We start from the raw sequence: 16192 nt of genomic DNA on the forward strand, positions 1-16192 counted from the left end.
ACATAGTTTTCTTCGCGTGCTACAATACAAGTAATTGAAAATGAAAGGGTTTTCTTTAATGAAGATGAACGCACTTCCTATAAAGATCAAGATTACGATTCTATCATTCTTCATTGTGATGGTCTCCCTCTTAATTGGGGGCGTAGTCATCATTGGAAACGTTGAAAATGGAACAGAAGAAGAACTGCGTAAGCGAATGATGATTACAGCCCGAACAGTCGCTCAGGTACCAGAGGTTGAGCAAATGATTACAGAGGAAGAAGGGTGGACGAAGATCAACCAGATCGTGGAGAAGATTCGCATCATTAACAATGCGGATTACATAACGGTACTGAACATGGATCGTGTACGCTATTCACACCCGATCCAATCAAAGCTTGGTACCACTTCAACTGGTGAGGATGAGGGACCAGCTTTTGCTGAGCATACGTATACATCTCTTGCTGAAGGGGAAGTGGGGGTTGCTGTTCGAGCATTTGTCCCGATCTTGAATGCCAATCATGAGCAAATCGGAGTGGTCATTGCTGCGAGTATCATGCCAAGCTTTATGGAAATGCTCGCGACGGTTAGGCAAGAAATGATTATTATTGCGGTCTTAACGCTTCTCTTCGGGGCTCTTGGGTCTTCTCTTCTGGCTACTCATATTAAAGAACAAATGTACAATCTCGAACCCTATGAAATCGTCCGGATCTTAAAAGAACGAACGGCCACGTTTCATGCGATGCACGAAGGCATTATCGCGATTGATCAACACGAACGGATCACCGTTTTTAACCAAAAGGCGAAAGAAATGCTCGGGGTACAAGGGGATGTGATTGGGGAAGCGATTCGCGGGGTCATTCCAGATACGAGACTTCCGGAGATTCTCTATCAAGATGCTCCTGTCTACAATCAAGAGATTCGGGTGAGGGGAACGAATATTATGAGTACGCGTATCCCGATTAAGTCGAACTCGGAGAAAGCGGGAGCGGTCGCGATTTTCCAAGATCGTACCGAAGTGAAGCATTTAGCTGAGGAGCTAACGGGGGTCAAAGCGTTCGTTGAGGCGCTTCGTGTGCAGAACCATGAACATATGAACAAGCTACATACCATTGCCGGGCTCATTCAGCTGGATCAGAAAGACCAGGCCCTCAGCTATGTCTTCCAAGTTACAGAAGAGCATGAAGAGCTTACTCAATTTTTACGGAGTCGGTTTCATGATGATAGCCTCATAGGATTGCTTCTGAGTAAAGTAAGCAGGGGGAAGGAGTTGGGTGTTCAGGTCGTGATTTCTCAAGATAGTCGTTTGAAGCAGTTCCCGGATCAGTTGGATCACCATGATTTAGTGTTAATCGTTGGGAACTTAGTCGAGAATGCTTTCGCGGCGTTAGAGAGATCTGATCATGAATCGAAGCGTATTTGGATCAGCATTGAACAAACCGATGAGACCTGTACCATAATCGTGGAAGATAACGGGGAGGGTATTCAGGCGGACAATAAATGGGACATTTTTAAAGATACGTATACGACAAAAGGTGAACGTGGTCATGGTATGGGGCTTCATTTAATCCAATCACTTGTAGAGAAAGCAGAAGGGGAAATTGAAGTCGATTCGTGGCCAGGAGAAGGAACGAGTTTCATCCTAACCGTTCCCATGCAAGCTGCACAATTGAAGAAAGGTGGGGGAAAGAATGGAGAATCAACTACAGGTACTGCTCCTTGAGGATGATCCGATGGTGCAAGAGGTCAATAAACAGTTTATTAATAGTGTGGACGGCTTTCATGTAATGGACATGGTATCAAATGGAGTGGAAGGCAAAGAGAAGATTAAAGAGCAAATGCCTGACCTTGTCATTTTAGATGTCTATATGCCTGGAGAAGATGGGCTTGAAGTGCTTCGGTATATTCGTCAGGAAGGGTTAAGCGTTGATATTATTGCCGTGACGGCAGCAACAGATAAGCAAACCATTCGCACGATCTTGCAGCATGGAGCGGTTGATTACATCATAAAACCATTTAAATTTGAGCGCATGAAGCATGCCTTAGAACAGTATAAGAAACATCGCCGACAGTTAGAGGGCTCAGATCCATTAGCCCAGCATCATGTCGATCAACTTCTCTATCAATCTTCTTCGCATAATGAGGGGCTTGATACGAGGCATGATTTACCTAAAGGATTAAACCAACAAACGCTTACTCAAGTTCAGAAGTTGATGGAACAAGAGCAGGAACCTAAATCTGCTGAAGAGGTGGCCGTTGAGGTAGGCATTGCCAGAGTGACGGCAAGGCGGTATTTAGAGTATTTAAAAGAAGTCGGTAAGATTGATTTGTCTGTGCAATATGGCAGTGTTGGTCGTCCGATGAATCGTTATGTACGAAAGTAATGATTTTGGTCATTTTGTTCACAAAGGAAGTTTTGCAGATGAAAACATGAAAGGTAAGATCAGCAGCCCAATTCGGGGTGCTTTTTTTATGGAATGATCTGTAATGACTGCACTTGCTAGTGTTAAAAGGAATTTTCAGAGCTATGAGAGGCTTGTGAACAAAAAGAACAAAACGCACATTATAATCAGAATATTTTTATTTCTTATTGAAAGCGCTATCATGAATTCAACAAAGAGAACTCATTCAATAAGGAGGATTTTATTTATGAAACGAAAGCTCGTATGGATCATGACGATGGTATTGCTTGTAGGGGTGTTGGCTGCTTGTGGAGCTCGTTCATCAGGATCAAGTGATGAAGGAGGAGAAGGCTCAGGTGAAGATAAGATTGTCGTGAAGTTCTCCCACGTAGTGGCGGAGAATACACCAAAAGGACAGGCGGCGCAAAAGTTTGAAAAGCTGGCTGAAGAATATACGGACGGAAAAGTCGATGTTCAAGTGTTCCCAAACTCCCAGTTGTACACAGACGATGAAGTACTATCAGCTATTCAGCAAAACAATGTACAGCTCGCTGCACCAGCGACTTCGAAAGTATCAAAGCTTTTCCCAGAGTGGCAAATCTTTGACTTCCCATTTGCTTTCCCTGACACGAAAGCCGTTCAAGAAGCGATGGAAAGTGAAGAGATCGGTGGCAAGCTTTTCTCGATGCTGAAAGAAGAGGAATTACTAGGTTTGTCCATGTGGGATAACGGCTTCAAGCAGATGACGCTTGATTCTCATCCTTTAATCAAACCGGAAGATTTCGAAGGAGAGAAATTCCGCGTGATGTCGAGTAAAGTGCTAGAAGCTCAATTTGATGCCGTTGAAGCGAACCCAACGCCAATGCCGTTCTCAGAGGTGTACAGTGCTCTAGAACAAGGGGTTATCAACGGACAGGAGAATACTCTATCAAACATATACTCTAAGAAATTCCACGAAGTGCAAGATTACATGACGATCAGTAACCACGGCTACCTTGGCTATGCAGTTATTACAAATGATGAGTTCTGGAACGGACTGCCGGAGGATGTTCGCAAAAACATGAAAAAAGCGCTTGATGAAACAACGAAGTGGGTTCGTGAAAATGGTCAGCGTTTAAATGATGAGAACTTAGAAAAGATCAAAGAAGACGACACGCTTAAAGAGATTCATGAGCTAACGGACGAAGAGAAGCAAGCATGGATCGAAGCGATGAACCCGGTTTATGAACAGTTTGAAGATGAAGTGGGCAGTGACTTAATTGATGCCGTGAAAGATCTGCGAGAATAATCAAAGTGAGGGCGATCTGACTCGCCCTCCTCTTTGAAACTAAGGAAGGTGAGTGTATGCAGGCGCTTAAAGTTTGGTTACATCGTTTAGAAGAAGTCACCGTTGCCGTGGCGATGTCGATTGCGGTTTTACTATCATTTGTTGAAGTGGTTCTTCGGAAATTCTTTGGAGAAAGCTTAGGATTTACCCATGAACTTGTTGTGTATCTATTAATTTATGCCGGCCTCATTGGTGCAGCTATTGGGGTGCGGGAGAAGGTCCATCTCGGGGTTGATCTCCTTGTAAAGCAATTCTCGCCAGCGGTGCAAAAAGCGATTGTGATTGGCACAACGGTTGTCAGCATTGCCTTTACGGTAATTATTACAATGCTTGGAATCGAGCATGTTCTGAATATGCAAGCGTTTGGACAGGTGACACCAGAATTAGAAATTCCTCTCTACATTCCATTATTGATGGTCCCCCTTTCCTTCGCGTTAATGGCTCTTCACTTTATCAATGAAATGGTTCAAATCATTCGAACGGATAAAGAAAAAATCTTTCAAACAGAAGGAGGGACGACGGAATGAATGCCCATGCTGAACAGACAACACCAAATGTAACGAATCCCCCGGAGCCTAAGAGAAGCGTACCTAAAAAGGTTTTTTCCCTTCTTTTGATTGGAGTTTTAGTTGTAGGGATGATTTATTCTATTCAAACGAGCAACATGGCTCTAGCTCTCTTCTCACTCTTATTTCTACTCTTACTACTAGGAACACCGATTGCGATTGCGCTTGGATTTGCTTCGTTCCTATCGATCTACTACTTCACGACCGACCCATTGCCAGACTTAGCTGGCAAGGTCTTCTCAGGCCTTAATCATTTCCCTCTTATGGCCATTCCCTTCTTCGTCCTTGCAGGGAATATCTTTACATCAGGAGGGGTGGCGAAGCGGCTCATTCATTTAACTAATGTGATGGTCGGTCACATTCCAGGAGGGCTTTCCGTTGCGAGTATCGTATCTTGTACGTTGTTCGCTGCTATCTCAGGCTCTTCTCCAGCAACGGTTGTAGCCATTGGAGGTATTATGATTCCTGCCATGGTTAAACACGGCTACGACAAATCTTACGCGGTAGGATCGGTCTCAACAGCGGGTTCCCTGGGGATTCTGATCCCTCCTAGTATCCCGATGATCGTGTACGCTGTAACCGTAGAACAATCAGTCGGGCGTTTGTTTCTCGCTGGGGTCATTCCTGGAATTATGCTTATGTTCCTTTTATCTTTGGTAAGCTTCCTTATTGCCAGGAAGAAAAATTACGCTAAAGCGGAGAAAGCAAGCTGGAAAGAGCGTGGAGGCGCGCTGAAAGAAGCGTTTTGGAGTCTGTCGTTACCGATTGTGGTTATAGGAGGCATTTATTCGGGAATCTTTACTCCAACGGAATCGGCAGCAGTAGCGGTTGTGCTAGGCGTTGTTGTTGGCTTGTTGATTCACCGTGATTTAAAAGTGAAGGACTTCCCAAATATTTTAAAAGAATCAGCGAAGACGACAGCGATGCTGTTCTTTATCATTGCGATGGCCAAAACATTTGCGCACATACTGACGCTTGAGCGCATTCCACACTCCATAGCAGAGATTATTACAGGATGGAATGTCGGACCGATTGTCTTCTTATTAATTGTAAATATTCTGCTCTTTATCGCGGGACAGTTTATGGAACCGACTGCGATTATTACCATTCTTGCACCGATTCTATTCCCGGTTGCGATGAGCGTTGGTATCGATCCTATTCACTTCGGTATCATTATGGTCGTGAACATGGAAGTAGGTATGATCACGCCACCGGTTGGACTGAATTTATATGTCGCAAGTGGCATTACGAAAATGCCGCTTATTGATGTGACCCGTTCAGCTTTACCTTGGCTAATCGCTGTGGTGATCGGCTTGATTCTTGTCACATACGTACCTGCAATTAGCCTATGGTTGCCAGATTTATTATATGGATTACGCTAATAGGAGATGTGCAACATCTCCTATTTTCTATGGAGAGGAGGGATTGAATGATTGAAGCCAGTACGAAAGAATTCTGGAGGAATACACTCGCTTTAAGCATAGGGTCCTTGTTTGTCTTTGCTAACGTCTATTTTACACAGCCGATCTTACCAGTTCTGTCAGATGAGTTCGGTGTATCTCCGCTGACTGCGAGCATGTCTTTGTCGCTCGTCATCCTGGCAATCGGGGTATCCCTGATTTTTTACGGACCAGCTTCTGATAGTCTTGGTCGAAGAGGGGTTATGATTGTGGCGATGGGGCTTGGTGCGCTTGCGACGATTCTTGCATCGTTCTCAACTACGTTCAGCTTTTTCCTGGCTATGCGAGTTTTGCAGGGAGTATTTTTGGCTGGGTTGCCTTCTTTAGCCCTTGCCTACATTGGAGAAGAGTACTCGCAGCACGCCCTTCCGCTAGCAGTCGGTGTGTTTATTGGTGGAAACACAATTGGAGGGATGTTCGGTCGTGTCTTAAGTGGTGTTCTGACGGACTTTCAGGGGTGGCATTTCGCTTTTATGATCATGAGTGCCATTAGTGTTCTTTGTTTTGTTCTCTTTATATTCCTTTTACGTCCGTCTCAGAACTTCGAACCAAAGCCATTCAGATGGAAACAGGCGATGTTGGATTATAAAGGACACATACAAAATAAAGAGATGCGCTATGCCTATTTAATTGGTGGCTTACACTTCCTAGTGTTTGTCGGGCACTTTAATTACATGACCTATCGACTGACGGATGAACCGTTCTCCTTGCCATCGAGTCTTGTGGGCATTTTGTTCTTAACGTATATTGCAGGAACGATTAGCTCACAGCTATCAGGACACGCTGCGAAAACCTACTCCCAGTCTGGATGCATTAAGATCGGGATAGGCATTATGATGACCGGTTTTCTAATTACACTCATTCCCTCGGCATGGACGATTATAATCGGGCTATTGTGTAATTGCTTTGGATTCTTCTTCGCTCATTCCACAGCTAGTTCCTGGGTGAGTGGAAGAGCGACATATAGTAAGGCTAGTGCTTCTGGGCTTTATTTGATTGCTTATTATATTGGCGGTGGAATTGGGCCGGTTTATTTGGATCCGTTCTGGAGTTGGATGAATTGGGGAGGTGTTGTGCTTGGTGTGTTTCTTGTGTTCGTTGTTACGGGGATTGTAGCGATGAAGATGGGGCGGTTGGAGAAGCGTGGGGACGGTTCTGGTGCTTCCTTAGGTTCATAGCGCTTTTCCATATTGCAATAGGTAGAAGAATAGAGTGCAGTGCAGAGAGATTTCCGTCCAGGTGCTGGTGCAGACATGTCTAACAGGATTCAGATCGGTGCTATAATGAAACTAAGAGGCGTTGAGCCAATACGTAAATGAGGTGAACAAAATGTATTCAATCGAACCACTACAAGAACGTATGCAAGACAATCAGAACGAAGAAAAAGCCCAAAAGATGGCCCAATACATGCGTAACCAATTTCCATTCTACGGCATCCAGGCCGAGCCATTGAAAAGGATTGTGAAGGAGCATATCAAACAAGAAGGACTCCCTTCACCAGATGAGATTCATCCTGTGGTAAAGACTCTGTGGTCAAAAGATGAGCGGGAATACCAAATGGTAGCCTTGAGGCTAGTGGATGAATGTATAAAGAAATACGGCATTAGAGAAGAGGATGCGGCGCTGATTGAATACATGACCGTTCATAAATCCTGGTGGGACACGGTCGACCACATAGCCAGCAAGCATGCTTCTCGATTGTTTGCGGAGTATCCCCACCTTTTGCAAACGGTGGGGAAAGAGTGGAGAGGGTCAACGAATATATGGTTGCGCCGGGTGATGATCTTATTCCAGTTGAAATACAAGGAAAAGACAGACCTTCAATTACTTGAGGATATCATTAGAGAAAATACGGGTTCTGATGAGTTTTTTATCAACAAGGCGATTGGCTGGATTTTGAGAGAATATTCGAAAACAGATGCTGAATGGGTGCAGGATTTTATGGATAGGAACGATTCGTTATCAAAATTAAGTAGACGTGAAGGATTGAAGTATATCAAGAAGCATGTTAATTGAATGGCAGCTGGACAAGGGGCCTGTCCCCATTAGAGGAGGGAATCATATGAGTTTGTTTTTTTATATTACCATTATGACGGGCTTGGCACTGATCTATTATGGGTATGTGAAGAAATTAGAAGCAGATCTAAAAAAGAAAGAGTTAGAGATAGAGGAAAAGAAGATTGAATTGGAAATAAAAAGAGAAGAATCCCGCTTGATAAGAGAAGAGCAGAGTGATCAGGGGCTATAAAATCGGCATTCTTAAAGCTAAATTCTGTTTTACATTTTATGTAAGAAGACGGCAAGTTGCGTGGTCTACATAAGAAAACGTAAATAAACGTCTTTGGTGAAATCCGAAATCATAGAGAAGCGAATTTCCATACTAATTGGAGGTTCGTTTTTTTAAAAAGATATCGTATTCACCATATTGAATAGGAGTGTGTTAAAATAATGGTAAATTATTCTAGTTAAGATAAATGGGGGAGGCTTGGGGTGAGTCATTTAAAAAACAAACTTTACTGGATGCTGATGCCTCCATTTTTAATAGCTGCTATGTCACTTATTTATTTTCTTCCGGTGGAATCTGCAGCTTTTTATAGTATTGGAATCGTTTTTTTATTCTGGGTGGTCTATTACAGACTTAGAAAGAATCAAACTAAAAAGGCGAACGGCAAAGAGGGGGATCATGACTCTTACGGTAGTTAAGTGCTTACATTACCCCTAAGTTTATTTGAAAGGGGAGGGATGAAAGGTGTCAACATCTGCTACACCTAAAGTAAACAAGTCTAGGGATGGGGTCTTAGGTCCGAGGAGCAACGGGTTTAACATGGCGATTATATATGGGCTCTTGTTTGTGCCTTTGATGGTTGTTATGGGTAAAGAAATAACGGTTGATTCATTAGGCATTCCAGCGTGGCTTTTATTTTTACTTGTTAATGGGAGTGAATTATTTATAGCGAAAGTGAGAAACAAAGCCGTACCGCAATGGATGATTGTCGGGTCTTTTGTAGTTACTGTTCTGACCGCTGTCATGATGGCGATGGTTTTGCATTAACTGGTTTGTTGTCATACAGTGGATGATCTTAGCGTAGTTTATCGGTGGGAGAGTGCAGATCGTATAAAACGTTCTCGTTCTATTTGGGGGGTGGCTTTTTGAACGTTATTGCTTGGATGATCGTGTCTTGTGAAATTGGATTTTGGGTCGTGATTGGTTTAGGTTTATTCACAAGGTATGTGCTGAAGAAAGATAAGATGGGATTATTTCTTTTAGCCCTGACACCTGTCATTGATTTACTGTTATTACTCATGACCGGGTTCGATTTATACCGAGGAGCGACCGCCACAACGGCACATGCTGTTGCAGCCGTTTATGTAGGCCTTTCCATTGGTTTTGGAAAAAGTATGATCGAATGGGCGGACAAGAGATTTCAATACTATATAACAAAAGAAGGGTCAAAACCAACAAAGCGGACTGGGTATGAGCATTCCATTCATTATTTAAAAGGATGGGGGAGACATGTCTTCTCTTACATGATTGGTGCAGGCCTTTTATTGGGGATGATTTTCTTCATAGACGACGCTTCTAGAACAGAAGCGTTAGGGAACGTGCTACGAATATGGACCGTTGCGTTAGGGATTGACCTTTTGATCGCAATTACGTATTTTATTTGGCCAAGAAAAGAGCGGGATAGCCAGAAAGGAAGGGCTCTGTAACCTGGATAAACGTCTTGCTTCAAAGGGTTACAGAGCCCTTGTTTCTTACTCCTTAGAGCTTACAATAAGTAATCGATACCCTCAGACAAAATGTCATTAAACGTTTCTACACTAACCGTTTTGTTGTCACGAGCCGGATCATCTGAACGTAGTTCGCCGGCTATGTGATCCATAGCTTTTTTCAAATTCTCGATGTTGTTTAGTTGTGATTCTGATGGTGTGCTGTTCTCGACCTCTTGTAGCTCAACAGATTCGGCGAAACCTTTCACTGAAATATGGTCATCCACGTAGGTGTGACCCGTGGAGAGCAAGGTATCGAGCTTATCGATCCTCTTGGCTAATTCATCTATCCCTTTCTCCAGCTGCTCAGGGTCATCTGTATTCGATAATACATAAGAGGCAGAGCTAGACGTGAGGAGGACCTGATTATAATACTCATCTAGGAACGTTTCCATTTCTTCTTTGTCCTCGTAGTACGCGTTCATATACTGGCCCCCTAGTGCTGCCAATCCAATGACTACAATGACGATTAACTCAAGTCTGAGCCACTTTTTTAAAAACTTCATTACTTTCCTCCCAATCGAATATTAGAATGTTTTTGCTTTGCGATACACGTTCAGTGTAATGGCATTTAGTAGAATCGTTACAATAAGTAGAATGGAAGAGACAATAGCCACGGCATACATGGTGTCCATAAGAGCGGCCCAATCTCCAACCGTCACCTTATAATAGGTGTGAAGAATCTGGCAGACTAGTGAAATTCCGCAAGCGCTAAGACTTATGAGGGATAACGTCATCCAGTTGTTCGTTGCTTTTGAATGGTCACGCATGAGGCTGATCATGGGAAGGCTCCAAGCAAGGAGTCCTAGAAAGAGGCTTGCAAGGTTCAGGTTACCGTACATCGTTAGATTTCTCCTTTGTGTTTTTACTTATTTTTTTCAATGGTCTTATGTATAATGGTTACATTTTAACACAAATATCCAGTAAACGACTTACAAAAAAAGCAAGGCAGATGGCTCAATCATCGCCTTTGTTGGATTGAACCTTTCTGCGGTCGAAATGTCTATATTTTTGGAGGTGCATGGAATATGAATAAGCGCATTTTGCTTGTTCTTTTTGTATTGTTCGTGACAACAGCTTGTTCTGGAGAGTTCGGGGAGCTCACGAGGGTAGATGTTCAACACGTAACTCCAGGGGAGGACAACGCAGGTGTAGATATGATTACAGATGCCGACTCGATCCAAACCATTCGTGACGTTATGAAAGAGATTCAATGGGAGGATAAAAATGCCAGTATGGTGAGAAAGGCCGATGTGAGGGCGGTGTATTACTATGAACAAGAAGAAGATATGCCGGAGCGATTAGTGGAATATGATATTTGGTTTACTGATAAGCCAGTGTTTGCTGTGATCATGAGTGAGGAGGAAGGGCGACGATATGGCGTGGTGCGTCCGGAACAGGGGGCCATTTTAAGAGATATGTTTGTGAAATGATGGGGGATGGGCATGAGGGGCACGGTACTTGTATGAAAGTTTGGGGTTTGAATACATACATGAGCGTGGCGTGATCCGAATGGAGAGCTTATCTTTGAATATCGTGTGTGATAAAACGAAGGGCTGGGATGCGGTAGATCCTGGCCCTTTTCTTGTTTAATAATAGAAAGACTTCTCAAATCAACCCTTCTCTTGAACTTACTTCTGTTAGCCTTACATTGCGGGACAAGGTACCTGTCCCCTCATCCCGTTTATTTAGTTTCTTTAATTTCAACTTTACAGCAGTCTGAACCTTTCTTTTTGTTTTTACCTGTTAGGGCTTGGAGTAGTTTTTTCATGGGATCACCTCCTTTTTCAATTAATCAACTTTTTTTGATTAATTGAACGTACTTATATCATATAGAAAATAAATCCTGAGACTGTGGACATTAGGATAACGGATGCGACAAACGTAATGACTAAGGGTTTCTTGAATATAGACTTTAGTAAGATAACTTCTGGCAGGCTGGCTCCGGCTGAGCTAATTAACATGGCCATTACAGGACCAAGTGCCATGCCCTTCATCACTAAGATTTGAGAAATAGGGATCATGCTAGACAACCTTATATATAGCGGGATACCGATAACGGATGCAATTGGAATGAGCCACCAGGCATCTCCCCCAAATACATTCGACACGACTTCAGTAGGCACGACTCCATGAATCAAAGAACCGATCAGAGCTCCTATAAAAAGATAAGGGAATACAGTCTTCATTAACCCGACTGTTTCTCTCCAGGCTGATTTAAAGGAAGAGTCCATTTTATTTTGCAAGGAGAATCCTGTCATCACCACATTCTTTACGTATTTATCAAATTTCATATATTCTATAGCCAACCCAATGAGGATAGAGAAAACAGTGGTAATGATCGTATAAATAATCGTGACCTTCCATCCTAAAATGACACCCATTACGGTGAGGATCGTTGGATCTAATAAAGGAGAGGCGAAAAGGAAGATCATAACGAATCCAAAGTTAAGTTTCTTCTGAAGCATATTCACAACAAGCGGTATAGTGGAACAGGAACAAAAGGGTGTAACAAACGCAAAGACAACGGCAAATATAGAACCTAGCAACTTATTCCTGCCAGAAAAGTATTGGTCTATTTTTTCGTAAGGAATATATTTTTGCAGGTAATTCATTAAAAATGAAACTCCCACAAATAAGGCAACTAATTCAAGTCCAATCATAATAAAGCTCTTCAGGGTTTCCATGATCATGTTTCATTCCCCTCCTAACAACATTTAACAGAGCAACATTTAGGTGATGGTTTTGATCCGAATGTAAATATGTTCTTCATGGAGTTGAAGGGATTATAGCTCCGAGTTTTACGTGGCGGGCTGACATTTTGAAGTTTCTTTTGCTGCATCTGATGATTTTTTAAGACATAGTATTCAAATTCATAAAACATACGATCTTCCTCCTTAATCAAATAAATTTGATTTATTAAGTATTTAAAAACCTAGTAATCATTCGCTTATTTACTAGGTTTAAATAAACAACACAATTGTTCGGACAACAAAGCGTCTATTTCGTTTTCATTTATTGCATAATAACTCCAGGTTCCCTCGGTGTCCTTTGTGATTACATTGGCTTTCCAAAGGATTTTCAAGTGATAAGAGAGCTTCGATTGTGGTAACTGCATTTCTTCAGCTAAATCACACACACATGATCTGCCGTTAGTGGTGAGAATGTTCATGATTTTTAAACGCTGTTCATCGGCTAAGGCTTTAAACTTTTGAACATAAGGGGCAAAGTCTGTAGTTTCATTGACTTCTATGATAGGCAGTTCTTTCATGAGGCTCCATCTCCTTAATCAAATTATTTTGATTAATATAAGTATTGCATGCAGAGATTGGAAAGTCAATTGTATTAATCAAAAAAATTTGATTTTATTGGAAGAGGTAGTGGCTCGTCGAACCATGAGTGACCGTTCCTATGGTTTAGTTCAACGAGCGTAATGTGTGAAGGATGCCTTCTGAATAGCTGCCGAGCGATTGTTTGGAATACTTCGATTTGGCCTCTTCTGTAGCGTTTTCAACTAAGAATCCGTTCCCCACCGCGTGGAGCATGCGTAGATCATTCCCGCTGTCTCCGAAAGCAAATGCATTCGCTTTATTCACTTGGTATTTACGAAGCATAAATGCCACAATTTCTTCCTTACCCGTTCCAATAGGGATAAAGTCAATATCATAGCTATCTTCGGGGTCACCTGCCAAAGGATTACACTTATTTATATTTACAGTGATACCGTTGTGATAGGCGTTTTTTCGGATCGTATCAAGGTTGAGTTTATCGACTGATGGAGTCTCTTCTTGGTAGTAGAAGTTTTTCTTATAGGGAGCATCGCCCAAATTCGTTTGGGCTTTTAAGAAAATGCTGTGTTCTTCCTCTAGGCTTTTTACAATACGGTCAACTAGGGCAGATGAAAATGTAGTTTGATCTAAGAATCCCTTCCATTCCGTATCTTGCTTATTGAAGGAGTTTTCATGAAAGTAAGTGATCTCTGTGCCTAAGCTACTTGCTATAAAGTGGGGAAGTAATGATAGGCCTCCTGTTTCCATTTTATCGATTACGGATTCCACGCTGCTCCCTGTCACCCAGCCAAACACAAGCTTTCCTTCTTCTGATTGATTCAATAAGTAGTTTTCTAATTCACGGAGCTTATCGTATCGGTGTGAGTTAAGTTCATGGGGGTAGTACGTCTCGTCGAAATCGAAGAATACGATAGTGCTCGGGTTGTGAACGTCTTTGACTTGTTTGAAGTTCGTTATTTTGTTGGCGTCCATGTGTTCATACCTCCTTGAGATTTCATTAGGATTAATAGGTTTATTGTATAGTGTGTAAATGATTATGGAAAGACTGATCAGGTTGATGCTTAGGGCGTCCGTTGATACGTAAAAGGTTAGAGAGCTTGGTGTCGTTTTCTTTGAAGTGAGAAGTTGGGGGACAAGGGACCTGTCCCCTCATCCCGCGCCAACTTCAGACAACGGTTTTACTTCACCGCTATGTGCGTCTACTCCATACTTACAGTCGAGCTTCCCGTATAACGTATATTGTTTTTTCGTGTGGTCCAATACGTATACAGGGGTGAGCGTGATTTTATCGTTTAGGAGATTCAAGGCTTCTTGTTTTGTTAGGGTTGCTGCTTCTGCTTCTTCGAAATCAGCTGTCATTTCACTGAAGATATCATTCTCAACGTAGGTAAGTACTTTAGTGCCGTCCCCGTTTAGGAAGAGATGTAACTTTCTCTTATAAAAGTCATTCGTTTTCTTCGCGATTTCAATTCGTGCTAGTAGATAGCCATTTTCGCGTTCCACAGATTGTAAGGTCCAGTTACCGGAATCACCCGGGTACACCACTTGTAAGAATCGGTGTACTGCATCCCGTGTGTTTTCAACCATTTCTTCTGATATAGGAATCAGATCAGGATGGGGCTCACGCTTTTCTGCCTGTTCAACGGTCACCTCATCAGTTAAGTCGATCTTTTCTTCTTGAAAACGCTCATCTACACGTGGTTCATAGGTCATCCTTTCGCCAATGGGAACAAGATGAACCGAATCTGTCAGGAGAAAAGGACGAGTCTTTTTGCCGTCGTTCGTTATGTAGATCTCTTCTAATGCATAGACCGATTCAAAACGTTTGGATTCCATTATAGGAAAGTTTACAAGCATCAATTGGTCCGTGATTCGATCAGGAATGTCTTCTAGAGATAAAGAAAAAGATTCATCCTGTACGTCATGCACTTCTGGAAAATAGCCGTGAATGGTGAAGAACACGAGCTTGTCTTTGTCATTCAGCTCAACTGAAATGATGCCGGATGGATCGGTTGGAATTCCGTTTACTCCCGAGGAGAACATGTATGTTCGATCCTGTTTACTTTTTAAAAAGAAATGCTCTCCGTGTGAGAGTCCTGTCTCCTTTTCCACCCAATGGATGACGTCTTGTTCATCATGCAATGTTGGAGTCTTTGCCTCACTTACACCACCTACAAAAATCAGACTTCTTAATTCTCCAGTATGTAAGTCAACATCGATGGATGCCGTTCCTTCTGGATTCAAGTCGTCTTCAACGGGCCCTGAGCCTTCTGGAAACCATTCCATGTTATATACATATTGCGTTTGTTCAAACGCTCCGACTTCTCTGTGAAGATGTGTGCGCTCCAGGGTGTAATCCTCAAGTCCAAACTTCCTTTTCGTCCGTTCTGCAATTGCTTCTAGTTTTTGTTTCAATCAACTTCCCTCCAATCAACTCTTCTATTGTACGAAACTGATGGGGAAAGGTTTCAATTCAGAGAGTGTGATGCAGGGGGCGGGTGCAACTAGTGCTTCCTCAGGTCAATTGTGGGGGTGCTCTGTTACATTCCTGAAAAGTCATTGAAGGGAATTAAAAATGAATTTCCGAACTTGTCCACTTTTCTCGAAAAGCAGTTTTATAGTTTTGCAGAGGATGTTGGTGACGTTCTTGATGAATCCTTATATAGTAAAGCGTTGAAGAAATTTGAACAGATGAAGCACGAGCTCCCACCACCATATGGGCCAAGCTTTGTACATATGGATTTTCGACCGGGCAATATTATAGTGGATGAAGAAACTGTGTCAGGAGTTATTGATTTTGAAAGCGTGCGATTTGGTTCCACCGAAATCGACTTCACGAAACTTCATCGAGATTTTTTGAGTTGTGAAGATCGTTTATTCCAGGCTTATCAAGATGGTTATAAGTCCGTGAGACCGCTGATTGATTTAGAAAAGGTGCTGCCTTTCTATCAATTTACGGACGCTTTTAATAGTATTGGGTGGTGTAAGCGTAGAGGAGTGGAAGACAATGCTTCATTTTTGGAAGTTAATTTAGAGATATTAAAAAAGTGGGTGGTGTAACTCAGGAGGAGGGGCAAGGGTCTATCCCCTAGTAGTCTTTTCGTTTCTGCTCCTCTTCCTGTTCCTCTTTCAACCGTTTGTAGTACGCTTTCTTTAGCTTTTTTTCTTCTCTTTCTTCCTTACTTGGGAAAAGGAAAGAAAGGAGATTTACGCCCAGATTTAATAAAATTTCAATAACGATACCCATAGCATTCACCTCCTGTTTGTATTGATGACACAACGACAAAAACGCAGTGCGGATGTAATGTCCCTTATGGGTTTTCAAGATTGTCAAAATGCAACTCTTAGTTGTGAAAAATAGCAGGAACTTTTAATTCATTTTACCATAAATATTCCA

Annotated in this window: 21 protein-coding genes; 14 read left to right on the forward strand and 7 right to left on the reverse strand. The window is 42.3% G+C overall.

The annotated features are described in order from the left end of the window. The first annotated feature begins 64 nt into the window (after positions 1–64). The 11 genes from IMZ31_RS05345 (at position 65) to IMZ31_RS05395 (ending at position 9445) form a co-directional block, all read left to right on the forward strand. Positions 65–1702, forward strand: coding sequence for an ATP-binding protein (locus IMZ31_RS05345; RefSeq protein WP_207530307.1), 1638 nt, complete (start codon positions 65–67; stop codon positions 1700–1702). Beyond that, entirely contained in the window at positions 1671–2363 is a 693-nt protein-coding gene (locus IMZ31_RS05350; RefSeq protein ID WP_207529546.1) for a response regulator, read from the forward strand. Before IMZ31_RS05345 ends, IMZ31_RS05350 begins: the two co-directional genes overlap by 32 nt. A gap of 265 nt (positions 2364–2628) precedes the next feature. Beyond that, positions 2629–3669, forward strand: coding sequence for a TRAP transporter substrate-binding protein (locus IMZ31_RS05355; protein WP_207529547.1), 1041 nt, complete (start codon positions 2629–2631; stop codon positions 3667–3669). 56 nt (positions 3670–3725) lie between these two features. After that, on the forward strand, positions 3726–4235 hold the full coding sequence (locus IMZ31_RS05360) for a TRAP transporter small permease (RefSeq protein ID WP_207529548.1): 510 nt from the start codon (positions 3726–3728) through the stop codon (positions 4233–4235). Continuing rightward, the gene (locus IMZ31_RS05365) at positions 4232–5656 is read left to right on the forward strand and encodes a TRAP transporter large permease (protein WP_207529549.1); all 1425 of its coding nucleotides are present in this window, start codon (positions 4232–4234) and stop codon (positions 5654–5656) included. Before IMZ31_RS05360 ends, IMZ31_RS05365 begins: the two co-directional genes overlap by 4 nt. A gap of 47 nt (positions 5657–5703) precedes the next feature. Next, positions 5704–6912, forward strand: coding sequence for an MFS transporter (locus IMZ31_RS05370; protein WP_207529550.1), 1209 nt, complete (start codon positions 5704–5706; stop codon positions 6910–6912). 151 nt (positions 6913–7063) lie between these two features. Continuing rightward, positions 7064–7750 (forward strand): DNA alkylation repair protein, encoded by a 687-nt coding sequence (locus IMZ31_RS05375; protein WP_207529551.1) that lies wholly within the window; start codon positions 7064–7066, stop codon positions 7748–7750. Positions 7751–7796: 46 nt separating this feature from the next. After that, positions 7797–7982 carry a hypothetical protein gene (locus tag IMZ31_RS05380; protein WP_207529552.1) on the forward strand — a complete coding sequence of 62 codons (186 nt, stop codon included), beginning with the start codon at positions 7797–7799 and terminating at the stop codon, positions 7980–7982. Positions 7983–8224: 242 nt separating this feature from the next. Then, positions 8225–8437 (forward strand): hypothetical protein, encoded by a 213-nt coding sequence (locus IMZ31_RS05385; protein WP_207529553.1) that lies wholly within the window; start codon positions 8225–8227, stop codon positions 8435–8437. Between the two features lie 46 nt (positions 8438–8483). Then, positions 8484–8786 (forward strand): hypothetical protein, encoded by a 303-nt coding sequence (locus IMZ31_RS05390; protein WP_207529554.1) that lies wholly within the window; start codon positions 8484–8486, stop codon positions 8784–8786. A gap of 98 nt (positions 8787–8884) precedes the next feature. Continuing rightward, positions 8885–9445, forward strand: coding sequence for a hypothetical protein (locus IMZ31_RS05395; RefSeq protein ID WP_207529555.1), 561 nt, complete (start codon positions 8885–8887; stop codon positions 9443–9445). A gap of 59 nt (positions 9446–9504) precedes the next feature. On the opposite strand, the gene IMZ31_RS05400 is transcribed toward IMZ31_RS05395, so the two are convergent. Beyond that, entirely contained in the window at positions 9505–10011 is a 507-nt protein-coding gene (locus tag IMZ31_RS05400; protein WP_207529556.1) for a hypothetical protein, read from the reverse strand. Positions 10012–10032: 21 nt separating this feature from the next. Further along, a complete protein-coding gene (locus IMZ31_RS05405) occupies positions 10033–10347 on the reverse strand; it encodes a hypothetical protein (protein WP_207529557.1) in 315 nt (104 codons plus the stop codon). A gap of 186 nt (positions 10348–10533) precedes the next feature. Here IMZ31_RS05405 and IMZ31_RS05410 point away from each other — a divergent pair, with 186 nt between their 5' ends. Together IMZ31_RS05410 and IMZ31_RS24595 are read left to right on the forward strand one after the other, a co-directional pair. After that, positions 10534–10938, forward strand: a complete 405-nt coding sequence (locus IMZ31_RS05410; RefSeq protein WP_207529558.1) for a hypothetical protein — start codon at positions 10534–10536, stop codon at positions 10936–10938. Between the two features lie 28 nt (positions 10939–10966). Then, positions 10967–11098 carry a hypothetical protein gene (locus IMZ31_RS24595; protein WP_256438019.1) on the forward strand — a complete coding sequence of 44 codons (132 nt, stop codon included), beginning with the start codon at positions 10967–10969 and terminating at the stop codon, positions 11096–11098. Between the two features lie 230 nt (positions 11099–11328). Here the strand turns inward: IMZ31_RS24595 and IMZ31_RS05415 are convergent, their stop codons facing one another. From IMZ31_RS05415 to IMZ31_RS05430, 4 genes are all read right to left on the reverse strand, one after another. Next, on the reverse strand, positions 11329–12198 hold the full coding sequence (locus IMZ31_RS05415; protein ID WP_207529559.1) for a permease: 870 nt from the start codon (positions 12196–12198) through the stop codon (positions 11329–11331). Between the two features lie 257 nt (positions 12199–12455). Next, on the reverse strand, positions 12456–12776 hold the full coding sequence (locus tag IMZ31_RS05420) for an ArsR/SmtB family transcription factor (RefSeq protein WP_036783618.1): 321 nt from the start codon (positions 12774–12776) through the stop codon (positions 12456–12458). Positions 12777–12921: 145 nt separating this feature from the next. Beyond that, complete coding sequence (locus tag IMZ31_RS05425; protein WP_207529560.1) at positions 12922–13767, reverse strand: HAD-IIB family hydrolase; 846 nt, start codon at positions 13765–13767, stop codon at positions 12922–12924. 177 nt (positions 13768–13944) lie between these two features. After that, entirely contained in the window at positions 13945–15210 is a 1266-nt protein-coding gene (locus IMZ31_RS05430; protein WP_207529561.1) for a hypothetical protein, read from the reverse strand. Between the two features lie 174 nt (positions 15211–15384). Here IMZ31_RS05430 and IMZ31_RS05435 point away from each other — a divergent pair, with 174 nt between their 5' ends. After that, positions 15385–15855 (forward strand): phosphotransferase family protein, encoded by a 471-nt coding sequence (locus IMZ31_RS05435; protein ID WP_242705647.1) that lies wholly within the window; start codon positions 15385–15387, stop codon positions 15853–15855. Positions 15856–15883: 28 nt separating this feature from the next. Here the strand turns inward: IMZ31_RS05435 and IMZ31_RS05440 are convergent, their stop codons facing one another. Next, positions 15884–16042 (reverse strand): hypothetical protein, encoded by a 159-nt coding sequence (locus IMZ31_RS05440; RefSeq protein ID WP_207529562.1) that lies wholly within the window; start codon positions 16040–16042, stop codon positions 15884–15886. Positions 16043–16192 lie beyond the last annotated feature (150 nt).

This window comes from Pontibacillus sp. ALD_SL1, assembly GCF_017355605.1.

What these genes read in the sequence shown, in the direction of transcription:
- IMZ31_RS05345 (WP_207530307.1), top strand. Translation starts at nt 65, where the DNA reads ATGAACGCACTTCCTATAAAGATCAAGATTACGATTCTATCATTCTTC.
- IMZ31_RS05350 (WP_207529546.1), top strand. Translation starts at nt 1,671, where the DNA reads ATGGAGAATCAACTACAGGTACTGCTCCTTGAGGATGATCCGATGGTG.
- IMZ31_RS05355 (WP_207529547.1), top strand. Translation starts at nt 2,629, where the DNA reads ATGAAACGAAAGCTCGTATGGATCATGACGATGGTATTGCTTGTAGGG.
- IMZ31_RS05360 (WP_207529548.1), top strand. Translation starts at nt 3,726, where the DNA reads ATGCAGGCGCTTAAAGTTTGGTTACATCGTTTAGAAGAAGTCACCGTT.
- IMZ31_RS05365 (WP_207529549.1), top strand. Translation starts at nt 4,232, where the DNA reads ATGAATGCCCATGCTGAACAGACAACACCAAATGTAACGAATCCCCCG.
- IMZ31_RS05370 (WP_207529550.1), top strand. Translation starts at nt 5,704, where the DNA reads ATGATTGAAGCCAGTACGAAAGAATTCTGGAGGAATACACTCGCTTTA.
- IMZ31_RS05375 (WP_207529551.1), top strand. Translation starts at nt 7,064, where the DNA reads ATGTATTCAATCGAACCACTACAAGAACGTATGCAAGACAATCAGAAC.
- IMZ31_RS05380 (WP_207529552.1), top strand. Translation starts at nt 7,797, where the DNA reads ATGAGTTTGTTTTTTTATATTACCATTATGACGGGCTTGGCACTGATC.
- IMZ31_RS05400 (WP_207529556.1), bottom strand. Translation starts at nt 10,011, where the DNA reads ATGAAGTTTTTAAAAAAGTGGCTCAGACTTGAGTTAATCGTCATTGTA.
- IMZ31_RS05405 (WP_207529557.1), bottom strand. Translation starts at nt 10,347, where the DNA reads ATGTACGGTAACCTGAACCTTGCAAGCCTCTTTCTAGGACTCCTTGCT.
- IMZ31_RS05410 (WP_207529558.1), top strand. Translation starts at nt 10,534, where the DNA reads ATGAATAAGCGCATTTTGCTTGTTCTTTTTGTATTGTTCGTGACAACA.
- IMZ31_RS05415 (WP_207529559.1), bottom strand. Translation starts at nt 12,198, where the DNA reads ATGATCATGGAAACCCTGAAGAGCTTTATTATGATTGGACTTGAATTA.
- IMZ31_RS05420 (WP_036783618.1), bottom strand. Translation starts at nt 12,776, where the DNA reads ATGAAAGAACTGCCTATCATAGAAGTCAATGAAACTACAGACTTTGCC.
- IMZ31_RS05425 (WP_207529560.1), bottom strand. Translation starts at nt 13,767, where the DNA reads ATGGACGCCAACAAAATAACGAACTTCAAACAAGTCAAAGACGTTCAC.
- IMZ31_RS05440 (WP_207529562.1), bottom strand. Translation starts at nt 16,042, where the DNA reads ATGGGTATCGTTATTGAAATTTTATTAAATCTGGGCGTAAATCTCCTT.